The 18,585-nt window shown below is 45.0% G+C and carries 11 protein-coding genes and 1 tRNA gene; 10 read left to right on the top strand and 2 right to left on the bottom strand.

Annotated features, from left to right (window positions below; all coding sequences use genetic code 11):
* Window positions 1–176 precede the first annotated feature (176 nt).
* Entirely contained in the window at window positions 177–3,860 is a 3,684-nt protein-coding gene (purL, locus tag ACFE6N_RS23040) for a phosphoribosylformylglycinamidine synthase (RefSeq protein WP_378940195.1), read from the bottom strand.
* Between the two features lie 199 nt (window positions 3,861–4,059).
* On the opposite strand from purL, the gene ACFE6N_RS23035 reads away from it, so the two are divergent.
* The 4 genes from ACFE6N_RS23035 (at window position 4,060) to fbp (ending at window position 6,904) form a co-directional block, all read left to right on the top strand.
* Window positions 4,060–4,440, top strand: a complete 381-nt coding sequence (locus ACFE6N_RS23035) for a VOC family protein (RefSeq protein WP_378940193.1) — start codon at window positions 4,060–4,062, stop codon at window positions 4,438–4,440.
* Window positions 4,409–5,143: a tRNA1(Val) (adenine(37)-N6)-methyltransferase gene (locus ACFE6N_RS23030; protein WP_378940199.1), complete on the top strand. Its 735-nt coding sequence runs from the start codon at window positions 4,409–4,411 to the stop codon at window positions 5,141–5,143. The genes ACFE6N_RS23035 and ACFE6N_RS23030 overlap by 32 nt, the downstream gene beginning before the upstream one ends.
* Window positions 5,144–5,313: 170 nt before the next feature.
* A complete protein-coding gene (locus tag ACFE6N_RS23025; protein ID WP_378940191.1) occupies window positions 5,314–5,805 on the top strand; it encodes a metallophosphoesterase family protein in 492 nt (163 codons plus the stop codon).
* Window positions 5,806–5,824: 19 nt separating this feature from the next.
* A complete protein-coding gene (fbp, locus tag ACFE6N_RS23020) occupies window positions 5,825–6,904 on the top strand; it encodes a class 1 fructose-bisphosphatase (protein ID WP_378940189.1) in 1,080 nt (359 codons plus the stop codon).
* Here the strand turns inward: fbp and rnhA are convergent.
* Window positions 6,901–7,374, bottom strand: coding sequence for a ribonuclease HI (gene rnhA, locus ACFE6N_RS23015; protein ID WP_090985387.1), 474 nt, complete (start codon window positions 7,372–7,374; stop codon window positions 6,901–6,903). The genes fbp and rnhA overlap by 4 nt on opposite strands.
* 178 nt (window positions 7,375–7,552) lie before the next feature.
* Between rnhA and ACFE6N_RS23010 the strand changes: the two genes are divergently transcribed.
* From ACFE6N_RS23010 to ACFE6N_RS22985, 6 genes are all read left to right on the top strand, one after another.
* Window positions 7,553–7,626, top strand: a tRNA-His gene (locus ACFE6N_RS23010).
* A gap of 196 nt (window positions 7,627–7,822) precedes the next feature.
* Window positions 7,823–8,158, top strand: a complete 336-nt coding sequence (locus ACFE6N_RS23005) for a hypothetical protein (RefSeq protein ID WP_378940187.1) — start codon at window positions 7,823–7,825, stop codon at window positions 8,156–8,158.
* Window positions 8,139–9,122 carry a transposase gene (locus ACFE6N_RS23000; protein ID WP_378940185.1) on the top strand — a complete coding sequence of 328 codons (984 nt, stop codon included), beginning with the start codon at window positions 8,139–8,141 and terminating at the stop codon, window positions 9,120–9,122. The genes ACFE6N_RS23005 and ACFE6N_RS23000 overlap by 20 nt, the downstream gene beginning before the upstream one ends.
* 346 nt (window positions 9,123–9,468) lie before the next feature.
* On the top strand, window positions 9,469–13,191 hold the full coding sequence (locus ACFE6N_RS22995) for a hypothetical protein (RefSeq protein ID WP_378940183.1): 3,723 nt from the start codon (window positions 9,469–9,471) through the stop codon (window positions 13,189–13,191).
* Between the two features lie 25 nt (window positions 13,192–13,216).
* Entirely contained in the window at window positions 13,217–13,579 is a 363-nt protein-coding gene (locus ACFE6N_RS22990; protein ID WP_378940180.1) for a hypothetical protein, read from the top strand.
* Between the two features lie 10 nt (window positions 13,580–13,589).
* Window positions 13,590–18,578: a DUF6443 domain-containing protein gene (locus ACFE6N_RS22985; protein ID WP_378940178.1), complete on the top strand. Its 4,989-nt coding sequence runs from the start codon at window positions 13,590–13,592 to the stop codon at window positions 18,576–18,578.
* The last annotated feature ends 7 nt before the right edge of the window (window positions 18,579–18,585 follow it).

Raw genomic sequence — 18,585 nt, 5'->3', positions numbered from 1 at the left:
CCGCCGACTTCCTTCAGATTCGCAGTCACCCACGACACCCTTGTCTTTAGCTAACACTTCCTACTGCTAAGCGTGTTCGGGACTCTAACCCTATAGTCGATTGCCATGCCCGGCGCACCATAAAAAATGGATGATGGTTTTTAATTCCATCATCCATTTTACCTCTTCCATTTATACTATCCTTTGTTTTCAATCCACTTCCTGGCATTCACAAAGGCCTCCATCCATGGTGAAACTTCGTCTTTACGGCCTGCAGGATAATTTGCCCAGTGCCATTGGAACAATGAACGTTCAATGTGTGGCATCATCACCAGGTGACGGCCGGTTTCATCGCATAACATGGCGGTGTTGTAATCGGAACCGTTCGGACTGGCCGGATAGGTTTCGTAAGCATATTTGGCTACAATTTTGTACTGATCTTCTGTGTATGGTAAAGAGAATCTTCCTTCACCATGCGATACCCAAACCCCTAAAGTGCTGCCGGCAAGGCTTGATAGCATTACCGAATTGTTTTCCTGCAGGGTTAACGAAGTGAAAATACTTTCGTGTTTGCCGCTTTTGTTGTGCAACATTTTAGGTTTATCGGTATGGTCTTTATTAATCAAGCCCAGCTCAATAAACAATTGACAGCCGTTACAGATCCCCACAGATAAGGTGTCAGGACGGGCAAAGAATTTCTCTAAAGCAATTCTCGCTTTCTCATTATATAAAAATGCACCTGCCCAGCCTTTCGCCGATCCTAAAACATCAGAGTTAGAGAAACCGCCCACCGCACCGATAAACTGGATATCTTCTAAAGTTTCCCGGCCGGTAATTAAATCGGTCATGTGAACATCTTTTACATCAAAACCGGCTAAATACATGGCGTTTGCCAGTTCGCGCTCAGAATTACTTCCTTTTTCGCGGATAATAGCGGCTTTTGGTCTTGGCTTCGTTTCGTCGATTACCGGTTTTTTACCATCAAAAGTAAGCGGGAAACTGTAATTTAAAACATGGTTTTTATAATTATCGTAGCGCGCTTTGGCTAAGCCGTTGCCGGTTTGCCTGCTGTCTAACAAGTATGAAGTTTTAAACCAAACATCGCGTAAATGGTCAATATCAAAACTAAAGCTATCACCACCATTTTTAACTTCCAGTTTGGCCGTAGTGTTTACTGTACCAATTTTGTGGAAAGCAACGCCATTTTCGGTTAAGGTAGCTTCTGCAGCAGCATCAGCCTGGAAAACAACGGCAATATTCTCGGCAAAAAGCAATTTAGTGCTATCCTGCTCGGCTAAAGCTGATAAATCGAGTCGGGCGCCTAAGTCACGGTCGGCAAAACACATTTCCAACAGCGTTGTAATTAAACCACCGCTGCCAATATCGTGTCCGGCCTGGATGTGACCTGCCTTAATTAATTGTTGTAAGGTATTGAATGCGTTTTTAAATTGTGCTGCATCTTTTACGTCAGGTGTTTCGGTACCTACTTTGTTTAAAATCTGTGCGAAAGATGAACCGCCCAGTTTATAACTGTCGGTAGACAGGTTGATGTAGTAAATGGCGCCACCATCTTTTTGTAATACCGGTTCAACCACTTTAGTAATATCATCACAGTTGGCACCTGCAGAAATAATCACCGTTCCCGGTGCAATTACATCGCCATTGGCATATTTCTGTTTCATTGATAAGGAATCTTTTCCGGTTGGAATGTTGATGCCCAAATCGATTGCAAAATCAGAACAGGCTTTTACGGCTGAATATAACCTGGCATCTTCGCCTTCGTTTTTACAGGCCCACATCCAGTTGGCAGAAAGCGAAACGCTTTTCAAACCCTCTTTTAAAGGTGCCCAAACAATATTTGACAGTGATTCGGCAATGGCGTTGCGGCTACCTGCAGCCGGATCGATCAGTGCTGAGATAGGTGAGTGGCCAACTGAAGTGGCAATACCTTCTTTACCCTGAAAATCTAAAGCCATTACACCGCAGTTGTTTAACGGCAATTGTAACGGGCCGGCGCACTGCTGCTTGGCTACGCGTCCACCCACACAGCGGTCAACTTTATTGGTTAACCAATCTTTAGCAGCAACGGCTTCTAACTGAAGCACCTGTTCTAAATAACTATTTAATTCGCTGTTGTTATAGGTGATGGCTTCGTATTTACGGTCAACTGTACTGTCTTCCATTACAATTTTAGGCGAGCTGCCAAACATGGCGGCAAGTTCTAAATCCATCGGCTTTAAACCGGTAGTGGCCGATTTAAAAGTGAAACGGTGGTCGCCGGTAACTTTACCTACGGTATACATCGGTGAACGCTCGCGATCGGCAATTTTTTGGAGGGTTTCGATATGTTCGTTACCGATTACCAATCCCATTCTCTCCTGCGATTCGTTTCCGATAATTTCTTTAGCAGAAAGGGTAGGGTCGCCCACCGGAAGTTTATCCAGGTTGATTAAACCACCGGTTTCTTCAACCAGTTCTGATAAACAGTTTAAGTGACCACCTGCCCCATGATCGTGGATGGAGATAATCGGGTTGTGATCGCTCTCTACCAAACCACGAACGGCATTTGCCGCACGTTTCTGCATTTCAGGGTTTGACCTCTGAATGGCATTTAATTCGATGCCGCTGCCGTGCTGACCAGTATCAGCAGATGAAACTGCTGCGCCACCCATTCCAATTCTATAATTTTCGCCACCTAAGATTACGATATTATCGCCCTCCTGTGGTTTAAGTTTTTGTGCCTGGCTGGCTTTGCCATAACCAATACCGCCCGCAAGCATAATCACTTTATCAAAACCAAGCGTACGGTTATCTTCTTCGTGTTCGAAAGTTAAAACCGATCCGGTAATGAGCGGCTGGCCAAATTTATTTCCAAAATCGGTAGCACCGTTTGAGGCTTTGATCAGGATATCCATTGGTGTTTGGTACAACCATTGCCTTTCTTCTACACGTTGTTCCCATGAGCGGTTTTCTTCTAAACGGGAAAGCGCGGTCATATAAACTGCCGTTCCGGCCAAAGGTAAAGAACCCTGGCCACCTGCTAACCGGTCTCTGATTTCACCTCCTGACCCCGTTGCAGCACCGTTAAAAGGCTCTACAGTGGTTGGAAAATTATGTGTTTCTGCTTTTAAAGAGATTACGGAATCAAAATCGCTTAAAGTGTAAAAATCAGGCTGATCGGCACGTTTAGGTGCAAACTGTTGTACTTTTGGTCCTTTAATAAAAGCAACATTGTCTTTATAGGCCGAAACGATATCGTTCGGGTTTTCTTCATAAGTTTTGCGGATCAGTTTAAACAAAGAGGTAGGTTGCTCTACTCCATCAATTACAAATTTTCCGTTAAAAATTTTGTGGCGGCAGTGTTCTGAGTTCACCTGTGAAAAGCCAAATACTTCCGAATCGGTTAAGGGCCTTTCTAATTTTTGCGCTAATGTATTTAAATAATCAACTTCCTCGTCGCTTAAAGAAAGACCTTCCTGTTTATTATAGGCAGCAATATCGGTAATTTCTAAAATGGGTTCAGGCTTGATGTTGATGGTATAAATATCCTGGTCAATCTTATCGTATTTTTGAGAAAGCATCGGGTCGTAATCGGCAAAGGCTTCGTCAACCTTTTTAAATTCTTCGATCCTGATTATGCCCTGCATGTCCATATTCTGGGTAATTTCTACCGCGTTGGTACTCCATGGCGTAATCATAGCTGCACGTGGCCCTACAAAAAAGCCTTTTAGGGCTGTTTCCTGTGAGATCTTGGCGCCGCCAAATAACCATTCGAGTTTAGTAATATCAGTAGTAGAAAGCGCTTTGTCTGTTTGCAAAACAAAAACCGTCTGCGATTGCCCTTCGACAGGCTCAGGATGACTAGAGAAGAAATGAATCATGCTTTTTTTTTGAAGTCGCAAATTTAGCGTTTTTAAATTTAATGAGTGAAGGAATGAGGGATTGAATGATAGAATTTTGAACGATTTTAAAATAATGGACGAATGATTGAGTTTTGAATTCTAGAATGCAGAACTTTGCAAATCATTTAATCATATACTCATTCAATCATACACTCATTCTTAAATTCAATCATTACCTATGCTCCGAATCCACCACATTGCTATTATCTGTTCTGATTACGAAAGATCGAAAGATTTTTATGTGAATAAACTCGGTTTTATGGTGTTGGCCGAAGTGTACCGGGCAGAACGGAAATCGTACAAGCTCGACCTGGCGGTAAATGGTGTTTATCAGATCGAGCTTTTCTCTTTCGAAAATCCACCGGCAAGGCCGTCGCGGCCCGAGGCTCAGGGTTTGCGGCATCTGGCTTTCGAAGTAAAAGATATTGAGCAGGAGATTGACAGGTTAAATAAACATGGAATTATCACTGAGCCGATCCGGATTGATGAATTTACGGATAAGCGCTTTACTTTTTTTGCCGATCCGGATGGTTTGCCACTGGAATTGTACGAGGTTTAGGATGAGTATTTTTAAGTTTAAGCAATTTGAGGTCGATCAGACCGGCTGCGCCATGAAAATCAATACGGATGGCGTTTTGATCGGGGCCATGGCCGATCACCAGCATCCTAAAAGGATACTGGATATTGGAACAGGTACAGGGGTGATTGCCTTGATGCTGGCACAACGTTTTCCTGATGCACACATACATGCGGTTGAAATCGATGAGCAAGCGGCGGAAACTGCTGAACGGAATTTTAAACAATCGCCATTCAATCATCGTTTAACCATCAGTAATGCAGCAATTGAATACTATAAATCGCCTGATAGATTTGATCTGATTGTGTCTAATCCACCTTTTTTTGTAAATGACCTTAAGAATGAAGAGGTGCGGAAAGGGATTGCCAGGCATGCTGCGGAAGGTTTTTTTAGCATGCTGGTGGCAAAGATCAGTGAATTGTTGACGGATGAGGGACAGGTCTGGCTGATTCTTCCCATAAAACAGGCTGAAGAGGTGGTTATGCAGGCCGGACATTACGGAATGGAACTGATGGAAAGCATATATGTCCATTCTGACCGATCAAAGACCGCTTTCAGGCAAATGATATGCCTGGGGAAAAATAGAACGGCACTACAGGAAAGTGATTTCTATCTTTATGAAGATTTAAAGGTGCATACTGCTGAATATAAAATACTGCTTAAAGATTTCTTTTTGGCCTTTTGACCTGCTATTATGAAGATGTTAAGATTGTACAATTGAAACGGGCTGTTTTGGCAATTGACTACCAACTTGTTCGCACGTATTTTGATGCTTCTGTTTTGTTGTTTTTATTAAATTTTATGCTTGTGCAGTGAAGTTATCCTTTAGCAGAAGCAAACAATTAAGTTTACCTGATGAAAAAAATAGGATTAATTTCAGATACCCACGGTTTTCTAGATGATGCGGTTTTTAAACATTTTGAAAGCGTGGACGAAATCTGGCATGCCGGCGATTTTGGTCAGGATGTAGCTGCGCCACTTGCGGCCTTTAAACCCTTGCGTGGGGTGTTCGGAAACATTGATGATGCAGCTATTCGGAATGAATTTCCGGAGAAAAATCGATTTAGCTGTGAAGGGGTAGATGTATGGATGACGCATATTGGAGGATATCCGGGTAAATACTCTTCCTATGTAAAGCCTGAAATATACACTAACCCTCCAAAATTATTTATTACCGGGCACTCGCATATTTTGAAAGTGATGTTCGATGAAAAGCTGAAATGTTTGCATATAAACCCCGGTGCAGCGGGGAAACATGGCTGGCATAAAGTGAGGACCCTGATCAGATTTTGCATTACTGACGAAAATATTCATACCTTAGAGGTTATAGAATTATCGGGTAGATAATGTAAAATATACACTAAGCATGGTTTGTGGCGTTAAAACACTAGGACAATTTATTATAGAAAAACAGGCAGATTTTCCCTATGCCAAAGGCGAGCTGTCAAGGCTGCTGAGAGACATTGGTATCGCAGCCAAAATTGTTAACCGCGAAATTAACAAGGCAGGTTTGGTCGACATCCTGGGTGATGTGGGAACCACTAATATTCAGGGCGAAGAACAGAAAAAACTGGATGTGTATGCTGATGAACAATTTATCGCCGCTTTAACCAGTGGCGGGGAATGTTGCATTGTTGCTACTGAAGAGGAAGATGAAATTATCCATATCGACTCACCGGTTTCTCAAAATGCAAAATACATTGTATGTATCGATCCTTTGGATGGTTCTTCAAATACCGATGTAAATGTTGCGGTAGGTACGATTTTTTCTATTTACAGGAGGAAATCTTTTGAGGGCAGGGCCAGTTTAGCCGATGTGCTGCAGAAAGGTACAGAGCAGGTGGCTGCTGGTTATGTCATTTATGGCTCTTCTACCATGCTTGTATATACTACAGGTAAAGGAGTGAATGGTTTTACGCTCGATCCATCAATAGGTGAGTTTTGTCTTTCGCATCCGCAGATGAAAATACCTGAAAACGGCTATATGTATTCTGTAAACGAGGGTAATTATGTGCATTTTCCGGATGGGGTAAAGAAATACATTAAATATTGCCAGGTAGAAGATGAAGCCACAAAACGACCTTACACCTCGCGTTATATCGGATCTATGGTTGGTGATATTCATCGCAATTTGATTAAAGGCGGCATTTATATTTACCCCACCACTTCACGCTCGCCAAATGGTAAGTTAAGGTTGTTATATGAGTGTAACCCCATGGCTTTTATTATTGAGCAGGCTGGGGGCAAGGCCAGTACCGGTTTCGAACGGATACTGGATATTAACCCAGCTGAATTACACCAACGCGTGCCGATTTTTATCGGCTCCAAAAATATGGTAGAAAAAGCGGAAGAAATGATGCTGTTGTATACGGCAAAATCAACCGCTAGCGAGAATGATGCAGATGCTAAACTGGAAGATCTGAATGTAATTGGCGGGTTGGATTAAAGCAAAGTCGCTTTATTCCTTTCTGCTTCGAAAATACTGTCTATAGCCAGGTTTGCTTTATCTTGAGAAGCAAATACGGCCAGCCGGTCGCAACGTTCATTTTCAGGGTGGGCGTTGTGACCTTTAATCCAAACGAATTTCACTTTATGGAGCTTATACAGCTCAAGGAACCTTAACCAGAGGTCTTTGTTTTTTTTGTCTTTAAAACCTTTGCTCACCCAGCCGAAAACCCATTTTTTCTCCACGGCATCAACCACATATTTAGAATCGGAATAAACGGTTACCTCCTGGTTTAAGCTTTTTAATGCTTCTAATCCTTTGATTACAGCTAATAATTCCATTCGGTTATTGGTGGTCATCCTGAAGCCGCCACTTAATTCCTTATAGTGTTGCCCTGCTCTTAAAATGGTACCCCAACCGCCTGGTCCGGGGTTTCCGCTAGCTGCTCCGTCTGTATAAATTTCGATCATAAACGTGGTAAAGTTATGTTTTTAGGTTTAAAATCGCCTATTTTATCTGTTGCCGAAATTTTTTTTCAAATTCAAATAATTGAATGTTAAGGAATTAAAAATTTCTTGTAAAAACATTGAAAAAAATATTTGCAGGGAATGTGAAAAGTCGTACTTTTGTGACATCAAAAAAAACACGGTGGCTGTAGCTCAGTTGGTTAGAGTATTGGTTTGTGGTGCCGAGGGTCGTGGGTTCGAGCCCCATCAGCCACCCCGATTTTTAAAAGCAGTTCTGAAAAGAGCTGCTTTTTTTATTTAGGGGGATTTTTAAAATCTTTGGATCAAGCAAAAAAAGGATCAAGCGGAATTCTTGGGATCATGTTCAAAAGTTGTGGACTTGATGAATAAATAGGATATTTGTTGAATATTATTTTATCCCGTGCACGAATCCTTTAAAGCCCTTCTTCCATTGATCATCCCTGTTGGTGTATCTGATTATTTCGAACTTTCCAGTCATAAAAAAGACGATCTCGGTATCCATTTCTATCTTGAAGAGCTGAACTCCATTCCCTTGGAATACCAGTTTAATAAGCTCCTTTCGAAAGGTTTCTTTGATGAAGTAATATTGCAGGACTTCCCCATTCGTGGACAAGAGGTCTATCTTCATATTAAACGCCGTCGATGGTTGAACCAGGATACCGGTAAGGTGGTTTACCGGAATTGGGAACTGGTGGCAAAAGGGACGCGTATCACAAGTGATTTCGCGGCTTTTTTAAAAGCTATCAGTGGATACCCAAGCCCATAGCATCCATACGATCAGCTCTTTTTACGGGATAAAGGCCAGTAGATTAAGGAGATACTATAGGGACAGACTAAGCGGTTTTCAGCATTGGGAACATAGGGATGATGCCACCGCTGGTCTGGTCTTCCCCGAAAACATCAGTGGCCATCTTTCCATAGACGAAACCTGCCTTTCCCATGGTGAACTTTATACCGTAGTCACCAACAAACGCGCCCGTGGCAAAAAGGGAACTATTGTAGCGATATTAAACGGTACAAAATCCGACAACATCATTCCCATACTACAGAAGATCCCTTCCAGGATACGCAATAAAGTACGTGAAATAACCTTGGACCTAGCCGGAAACATGGGGCTCATCGCCAGGAAATGCTTTCCCAATGCCGTTCAGGTAATCGACAGGTTCCATGTACAGCAGCTGGCTACCGAAGCGCTCCAGGAGATCAGGGTAAAACACCGCTGGCTGGCAATAGATGATGACAACCTACAGATGGAACTCGCCAAAAAAGATAAAAAAACGTATGATCCAGAGATACTTGAAAATGGGGATACGGTTAAGCAGCTGCTGGCAAGAAGCCGATATCTGTTGTATAAAAATGAAAATACATGGTCTACAGATCAGCAACAAAGGGCGGAACTGCTATTTGAAAGATATCCCGATATTGAAAAAGCCTACAGGGTCAGCCAGGAACTCTCATGGATATTCAGCACAACAACCGATAAGATCTATGCCTTTGCCAGGCTAGCCAAGTGGAACGAAAAAGTAGAGCAATCTGGCTTTAAGTCTTTCAATACCGTATCCAGAACCGTGATAATTCATCACCAAAAGATACTGAACTACTTCGACAACAGAGCTACAAATGCATCAGCAGAATCTTTTAACGCTAAAATAAAAGCTTTCAGAAGCCAGTTCAGAGGAGTAGGAAATATAAACTTTTTCCTGTTTAGACTAATCAAATTATTTGCATAGTCCACAACTTTTGAACATGATCCAATTCTTGGGGGAAAGCTTTTAAGCGTATATTTTTGATAATCTGAAAAGAAAGAAAAGAGTATCGATACGAAACTGTTGCATGATTTTCCAGAATGCCCAATCGATAAAGCTAAGAAATAATTGAAACCGGTTAAAATACGATCATACAATTTGGGTTCTTCTACTCAAATTTGGAATATAAATAAACCATACTAAATTACTTTCTCATGTTAACTACAACCGATTCTCACGATTCCGCTTACCCTGCGGAAGCCGGTTTCAGGATTTCATTCCAGACTTACTATACCGTATAATTTTCTTTCCATCTCATCATTTCAAAAAAATGAAGTTAACTCCTTTTTTAAAGGTGGTTCCCTTTTTTGTGCTGTGTGCACTGGGAACCCTGGTGAAGGCCCAGCCTAAAATTCCGGTTTCTCCCGAAGCTGCCGCGCTGGCCAAAATGGTCAATTACCCGGTCAATTTTAATACGGGGGTTCCTGATATTTCAGTGCCCTTGTACACGCTTCAGGCCGGCGGGCTGAGTTTGCCCATTAGCCTAAGTTATCATGCAGGAGGGTTTAAGATTAATGAACGGGCCACGCGGTCAGGCCTGGGCTGGTCATTAAGTGCAGATATCCAGATTACCCGTACGATAAACGGTACAGACGATCTGGCACCCAGCGGCTATATCTATAATGAGGATATAGGGTATTATAACCCTAGTTGCCCGGAATGTAACACTACAGCAATGAACGTGGGCAGTGCTTACCGTTTGGCAAACGGAGAACGGGATGGGATGCCTGATAAATTTAACTATAAGCTGTTAAACAAAAGCGGGTCATTTTATTTCATCAAAAACGACAACGGTACCGGTTACGGTATTGTACCTGTTCCTTTTGAATACCTGAAGATCACTTATTCGGCAGGCGAGTTTACCATTGTGGATACTGATGGTACTATATACTACTTCGGTGGGAAAGGTACTATTGATACGGAGAATTATCCTCAGAAATTTACGGAACTTACCGATGGAATCAGGACGGGTTTTAAATGCAGCAAGATTGTGAATGCCAACCGTACCGAGGAGCTCAACTTTGTATATCAGGCCAAAACACCTGTAAATTATTTTGGAGGTCAGCAATCCATACAGTACACCAATAACCCCAATCCCTGCGAATTATTGGAGTCTTATTCGAGCTATGCTACCCACAGCTGGGTACAGGCAAACCGTCCGGGACTCAACGATTATGATGAACTGATGAGTTTTGTTCCGGCTTACGGGCTTTCCTCTCCGCGTTACCTGGAAAACTTTGGTAATGGCCATCTGGTGTTTCATCTGCCCGATGTGAATGGAACCACACCCCAGGACCATGTTTATACCAGTAACAACGGAGCGACCAGCGTTAGGATAAATCGTGGACTGGCCCTTACACAGATCAACTTCAGAACAGGATCGGTGACCTTGAACGGAACTGATGCCCTCAATTCCATCCAGGTGAAGAATGCCAACGGGGAGGAGGTGAAAACGATCAATTTTTACCAAAGTGTACAATACCCAACCAGTTCAAGTGTTTTTTCCAATTATCAGGAATTTTTGAACAATGGGACAAGGTATCTGGATTCTGTTGAATTTGTGGCAGGCGGAAAACGCTTCGATATCTATAAGTTTCAGTATATCAATAAATATTGTTTTGGTGATCATCTTCTGGGAAAAGATGTTTGGGGGTATCCCAATATTTTTACCTCCAACCGGAGTTCGGCAAACGTGATGGCGATCCGCAAGACAGATATCGTACAGCGATACTATAAGAGCTTGCAGTACAGTTGTGCTGATTATGTAGATAATGTAGTTTTCAGTATCGGCAGTACTCAGGGCAACGTGGAGTCTACCGATGAAACGCCTCTGTATGCAGGCATGCTGCGGCGTTTGGTTTACCCGACCGGTGGTTATGTCGATTTTGAATACGAAGCCAATAGCACCAGGATAGCAGCTGCTAACGGAAGTGCCGATCTGGTTGCAATGACGGGCGGTTTAAGGATCAAGACGATCAGCCAGTACGATGGAATGTCAGACAAGCCTGCTTCCTATAAGTATTACCGTTATGGAGAACTGGAAGAGGGCACCGGATTGCTGATCAATAATCCTTATCTGGAATATGATGCCACAAACCGGAACTTCAAACCCTATCATTATGACCAGAAGACTGCCTATGTGGTCAATACCAGTCCGTCTTGCGTTCAGCCGGACTGCATGCTCATAGCGGGTACGGAAAACATGATTACTTACCTTCCGTCATCGTCTCTTGACTACACCTATCCCACTGGTGCGCCCATCTATTATACCAAAGTAACCGAATATAACCAGGACCTGGGAAAGATGACGGGGAAAAAAGTCCACACTTTTTACCAGCCAAACGATTTTGGCGGCCTGGGCAGTTTTTTCAATGAATCCAGGATCCCGGGAACCAATGTTGATGTGCTCAGGACAGATGGACTAATGGGTCAACCTTCATCGATAGCGGATTATGCCTACAAAAACGGCAACTTTTCCCTTGCGCACTTAAAATCTTTCACCTACTATAAGTTTATCCGGCCGATGCAGATCAGGGTGGCATACAGTTTCCAGAAGATAAATTTTGGGTCTCATTCGTTTTTGTACCAGAACAGCAGCGGGCTTTCCTTCCAGAATGCCGGCTATGGTTTACCGGAAATATTTGCCGCCGGCCAATACAGTTTACCGGTAGCCAAACTGCTTCCCCTTACCGAGATGGAACGCTGGTATTCGGGCGACAATGATTATGTTGAAACGATTACATCCTATGAATATGGAAATACAACTTATCCGCAGCCAACGAAAATCACTACCTCAGGAAAAAACAAGGGCTCAATATCAAAAGTATTGAAATATGCTTATAATTTTACTGGTGATGCCGTTTGCGATACGATGAAAAACCGCAATATGATCGGCCAGCCTATTGAAGAGATCAGCTACAGCCGTGATGCCAATGGTACCGAGGTGGAGACAGCCCGATCCAAAACAACTTATGCCGCTTTAAACCTGGGCTGGCATATCCTGCCATCAGCGGTACTAAAATCTGTCGGCGGGGCGCCACTGGAGACGGTGATGACCTTTGATCAGTATGGCAGCCATGAAAATGTGTTACAGCTCACCGAAAAGAACAGTGTGGTGAAGAGTTATCTCTGGGACAGCCAGGAAGTGTATCCTATAATAGAGGTAAAAGGAGCCAGCTATAATGATGTGAGCGCCGCAGCGGGATCTGCAGGTTATGCGGTAAACGCCGCCTCTGCTTCAGCTATCAAATCGCTGGGCAGCACCATCCAGTCTGCGTTGCCCAATAGCATGGTGAGCAGTTATGCCTATAAACCGATGGTGGGGGTAACTGTGCTGACCGGGCCCGATGAGCGTTCCAAATATTTCAGTTATGATGATTATGGACGCTTGCTGACCATCCGTGACCACCAGCAGCGCATCCTGAAAAAATATGAATACGTATTGGCAAAGACACCTGCCTTGGCGAACCATTATTTTACTTACAACAATCCGATGATGCTAAGTTTTAATTCTGTTGGTTCAGGCGTACCGCTGCTGGTAAATGCCAGGCAGTCAGCTTTCAGGTATACCAATCCTACCAGTTCACTAAACGCCAACGCATCTGCAGAAAGTGAGCTTAATGCTGTCTGGTATTCTATTTCAGGTGGAGCAGACCCATCAAGGCCCGAAGCAAGCGTAAAACTGAGGTTGAATACCTGGCCTTCGGGAGGGCCTATCCCGACGGCGGTTTACCTGGATCTGGTCAGGGATGGAAATATTGTGGTCAGCAAGCGCATTCCTTACCGCACCCCTAACTCTCCGTCTGAGCCCCTTGCCTCTGTGTTTGAAGACCTTTATGTAGAGCCGGGTACCTATCAGGTAGCCATCCGGTATGAGACCAATTACAATGGCAGCCTCTGCCATTTTACCATCGGAAACAATCTGGTACGGACCGGTGATACGCTTAACTTACAGGCTGGTTCAACTTACGATTGCATCCTGTTCAATAATTAATTTATCCAGCTAAAAACGACTCCATATGAAACAATTGTTCATCACGATATGCCTGTCCATCGGTTTGATGTCTGGCAGCCTCTGGGCCAGCGCACAGGAAAAAGATTCTCTCGCCACTGCAAAGCGGCAGCTCGACCACTACCGTAAAAGCCTCGGTCTGGATGCGGCAAAGGCTGCACAGTTAAATGGTATACAAAATCAATATAAAAAAGAGCTGAACCGGGTTATGGCCGATACTACGCTGGACCTGTCTGCACGGAAAGAAAAAATCCGTGATTTGATGGACCGGAAAAACGGGCAGTTGAAAAAGCTGTTGAACACGGCGCAGCAGCAAAAGATGATTCCCCCTTCAGAGCGTTTGTTAGCTCCAACTCCAAAAGACTATTAATCGCCAGACTATGAAACGATTTATATACGGCATAACCTGCATGACCATACTGCTCTGCCTGTTGTCTTCTTCGATACAGGCACAAACCGGTGCCACGCCCAGTTCACCCATCAACGCAGGCAGTTTTGGTCCCGGCGGCGGTAGCTTTAACGATACGCGCAACAGCAGCTCTTCGGGCAATACCACTTACATCAACAGCATGGGGCAGCCCAGCCCCGAGGTGTATTACCGTTTTGTGGTAAGTGCCCCGGTAACGATTGATTTTTCCCTGTGCCAGAGTAATTTTGACACTTATATCCATATTTTGAACGCCTCGGCCAGTGAGATCACTTATCAGGATGATTCTGATGATTGCGGCGCACGTTCTCACCTGGCTTACACCTTTACCAGCAGCGGTACCTACTACCTAGTGGTTGAAGGGTATGGAAGCAATACAGGCAACATTGTATTGTCGATGAATGTAACGGCTACGGAGGTAGGGGGAGCTCCAAATGTCAGCTATCCCTCAACCAGCGTTACTGCGGCAGTAGGTACGGCTTTTAGCTTTGCCGCAACCAACACCGGAGGCACGGTGCCTGTTGCAGTACAGGCCACCACCATGTCTGGCAGCAATACTTTAAATAATCCGCTGGGTACCGCTAATGATGGCCAGGGCAATGTTTATGTGGCAGATGCAGGGAACCAGCGGGTATTGAAAATCACTGCCACAGGCGGGGTGAGCACCCTTGCCGGCAGTGGCAGTCAGGGATCTGCAGATGGTACCGGAACAGCAGCATCGTTCAGGCATCCCTCTGCATTGACTTCAGATGCCGCCGGAAATGTATATGTTTCCGACCAGCAGAACCACCGGATCCGTAAAATTACCCCGGGCGGTGTGGTGAGCACCCTTGCCGGCAGTGGCAGCGCAGGTTATGCCGATGGGAACGGGACCAGCGCCAGCTTCAACAGCCCCATCGGGCTGGCCCTCGACGGGCAGGGGAACCTGTATGTGGCCGATTATTCCAACCACCGTATCCGCAAGATAGAGCTTTCCACTGGAAATGTGAGTACCTATGCCGGAAATGGCGCAGCCGGATTTGCCGACGGTACCGCATCATCGGCAAGTTTCCGTAATCCCATGGGGCTCTGTGCAGACGGGCAGGGAAACCTTTACGTAGCCGACAGGCTGAACCATGCGGTAAGGAAGATTGCTGCCAATGGTACGGTTAGTACCCTGGCGGGCAACGGGATTGCGGGTTATGCCGATGGTACCGGCAATGCTGCCAGCTTTAACCAGGTGAACGGCGTTGCCCTTGCAGGCGATGGAAACCTGTATGTGGCCGACCTGCAGAACAATATGATCAGGAAGGTAAGCCTTCAGGGGGTGGTAAGCACCTTTGCGGGCAGTACAAGCGCCGGAACGGTTAATGGTACCGGAAGCGCCATCCGTTTCAGTTCCCCATATGGCCTCAGTGCACGTGGCAATTCGCTGTACGTGGCCCAGAATGGCAGCTATGCAGTACGCTGGCTGCAATGGGGCAGTTATAGCGTTGTGCCTGCGCTGCCGGCAGGACTGGCATTGAACAGCCTGACCGGCGAAATTACCGGAACACCTACCTCTCAATCGCCGTCTACCGGTTATACCGTTACTGCAACCAATGGCAGTGGTAGCAGCAGTTTTACTTTTACACTGGCAGTAGGGGGAACTTCAAATGGTTCTACTTCCAGTTACAACTACGTGTACACCTATACCCCACGTATTGCCCTTAATGATGAAGCAGTTCTTCCGGGATCCAGCATTGCCGACGTGAACCGTCAGGTACAGTATCTAGACGGGCTGGGCAGGCCTATGCAGAACATCAACGTGGGTGCCAGCCCGACCGGAAAGGATCTGGTGCAGCCGATCGCTTATGATGAGTTTGGGCGCGAAGCTTATCAATACCTGCCTTATACCACCAGCGCTGGTACACTGGGCACCTATCGCAGCGATGCTTTAAAAGGCAGTTCGGGTTATGACAACAGTGCACAGAAGAACTTTTATGCGCCATCTGCCGGCGACCATGTGGCGACCAACTTTCCCGTTGCGATATCCACTTACGAATCCTCACCACTGTCAAGAGTTATTGAACAAGGGGCAGCCGGAGAGGCCTGGCAACCTGATCAGGGGCATACGGTGCGGATGGAGTATACCGACAATTCATACCGGGGTCAGCCTGATTTTGTGGTCGGCTATCAGGCTACGATCAGCAGCACGGCTGGGCAGGAGCATGTGCGCAGCCTGGCCGAAAGCGGACAATCGCTTTATGGGCAGCTCTTTCTGACCATTACCAAAGATGAGAACTGGAAGCCCGCAGATGGCAAGGCCGGTACGGTCGAAGAATATAAGGATAAAGAAGGGCATGTGGTACTGAAACGCAGTTTCAATAATGCACCAGAAGGAAACCTGCAGACGCTCTCTACCTATTATGTATATGATAACCTGGGCAACCTCTGCTTCGTGCTGCCTCCGGGCGCCAATCCAGATGGTGGTACGCCTGATGCCACGACGCTGGACAACTTCTGTTACCAGTACCGCTATGACAAACGGAACCGCCTGATTGAGAAAAAGCTCCCGGGCAAGGGCTGGGAGGAAGTGATCTACAATCCGCTTGATCAGGTGGTTTTTACACAGGACGCGGTGCAGCGTGCCGGGGCAATCAGGAGCTTCGTCAAGTATGATGCCATGGGACGAACAGTGATGACAGGTATAGAGATCGGTCATCATGGAAGCCGTGCCGAAGTACAGGGTACGGTGAATACCCTTGTGCCATATTGGGAAACCCGCGACAATACCGCGACAAATTTCCATGGCTATAATAACCTGAGCTGTCCATCTTACCTCCCTAACCTACGGCCTTATGTAGTCAATTACTATGACAACTACAACATTCCGGGCCTTCCCGACAACCAGAGCAGCAGTTACAGCAATAAAACAAGAGGGTTGCTCACCGCAACCAAAACATTGGTACTGGGCACTGCCGATACCTATTTATGGACGGTAAACTATTATGATGAAGATGGAAGGATAGCCAAAAGCTGGCAGCAGCATTACAAGGGCGGTGTGGTATCAGCCAACAGTTATGACCAGAATACCTTTGCCTATAATTTTGAGGGAGAAATAGTGAGCAGTACGAGGAAGCACTATGTTGCAGGGGTACAAAAGCTTTATGTGTACAATGAGTATGGCTATGACCACACGGGAAGGAAGATTTCTGTCAAACAGCGTACCGGTGACAATGATGCCACGACGAACCCTTTGGTCTACCTCTCAAAGAACAGTTATAATGAGATCGGGCAGCAGCTGACCAAAGGCCTGCACAGTACGGATGACGGGGCAAGTTTTGCCCAGATGGTAAAATACCGGTACAATCCGCGTGGATGGCTAAGCACGCAGGCGGCACCCCTGTTTACCCAGGAGCTGAAGTATGAGCTGGATTCTACCGGGCTGGTGCCACAGTACAACGGGAACATCAGCCAGCAGAAATGGGGTATCAATACTTCAGTTAACAAGCAGTATACCTATACCTATGATAGGATTAACAGGCTGCTCAGCGCACAGAGCCATGATGGCAATGATGAGGCCATTACCTATAACGGGATGGGGAACATTACCAGCCTCCAGCGTAAATCACTCGCGGCTACCGTTGATCAGCTGAGCTACAGTTATATGGGCAACAGGCTGACCAGTGTTGCCGATGCAAATGCCAATAGCTCTGGTTCGTTCCAGCTTCCGGGAACGACCAGTTATGGATATGATGCCAATGGCAATATGATCTATCGGGTCAGTACCACCAGTGCGGCCAACAACCTTTACGATATGGGCTACAACCACCTGAACCTCCCAACGAACATCAATGCAAACGGTGCAGTGATCAGCTATACCTATGATGCAAACGGAACTAAATTAAAAAAGCTGGTAACCGGGAACGCCAATGTAAATAATGAGTATATTAGTGGTATCCAGTATGAAGATGGTGACCTGAAATATGTGACAACGGAGACCGGCAGGGTGAGGCGGATAATTGCAACGGATTATAGTTACGAACATACGCTGGCAGATCATCTGGGTAACGGAAGAGTGTACTTTGATATCAGTGGAGGTGTAGCCAGGAAGATCCAGGAAACGGATTATTATGCTTTTGGACTGGACATCCAGCGAAATGTTGTAGGGGTGGAGAATAAGTACCAGTACAACGGCAAGGAGAAACAGGACCAGGAGAAGATGTATGATTACGGCGCCAGGTTCTATGACCCGGTAATTGGACGGTGGAATGTGTTGGATCCAAAGGCAGAGAAATTCCAATCTTTTTCACCATTTAACTATGGGCTGAACAATCCAATGATTATGATAGATCCAGATGGTAGAGCAGCAAGTCCTATTTATGATCGAGATGGTAATTTATTGGGAACAGATGATAAAGGCTTGCAGGGAGATGCAATTATTATGGAAAAATCAAAGTTTGAACAGAACATGAGTCATGATGAAGCATTAAAAAATGACCTAGGTTTAGATGGTTTGAAAGGCGGAATTGCTACAGCAGCTTTTGCTTATAGTTATGAACATTTAAAAGATCGACCAGATTATGATGGGATTGTAACAGATAAAGAAGCTAGGGCCTGGTGGAATTCAAAAAATGGTGGAACACTTTATGTAGATGTAAGTAAACTGGATTTAACTCCATTAACTACTAAAGATTTTGATGGAGATAAAAAATTACAATATAATTTTTTTACTAGCAGTAGTTCGGATGTCCGTACAGGGCGAGTACATGGAACATTGTCTATGAGACTTAAAAATGCCAACACAGGAGAAGTTGGATTTTTTAGAGATAAAAATGGTTTTTTTGATACCTACGACTTTAATGGAGATGGTAGAATTATTAGAGATATAACTACATGGGGAGCTAGGCAAATTGTTGGAGAAGGTAAGGGATTTGGATTTAAGCCTTATGGAAAAAACCCGAAAGTTAAAACAAATTAAATATTTT

It is taken from the genome of Pedobacter sp. BG31 (assembly GCF_042464845.1).
Classification (GTDB): domain Bacteria; phylum Bacteroidota; class Bacteroidia; order Sphingobacteriales; family Sphingobacteriaceae; genus Pedobacter; species Pedobacter suwonensis.
Note: the sequence above shows the minus strand (reverse complement) of the source record. Positions and strands in the feature narration are given on the sequence as shown.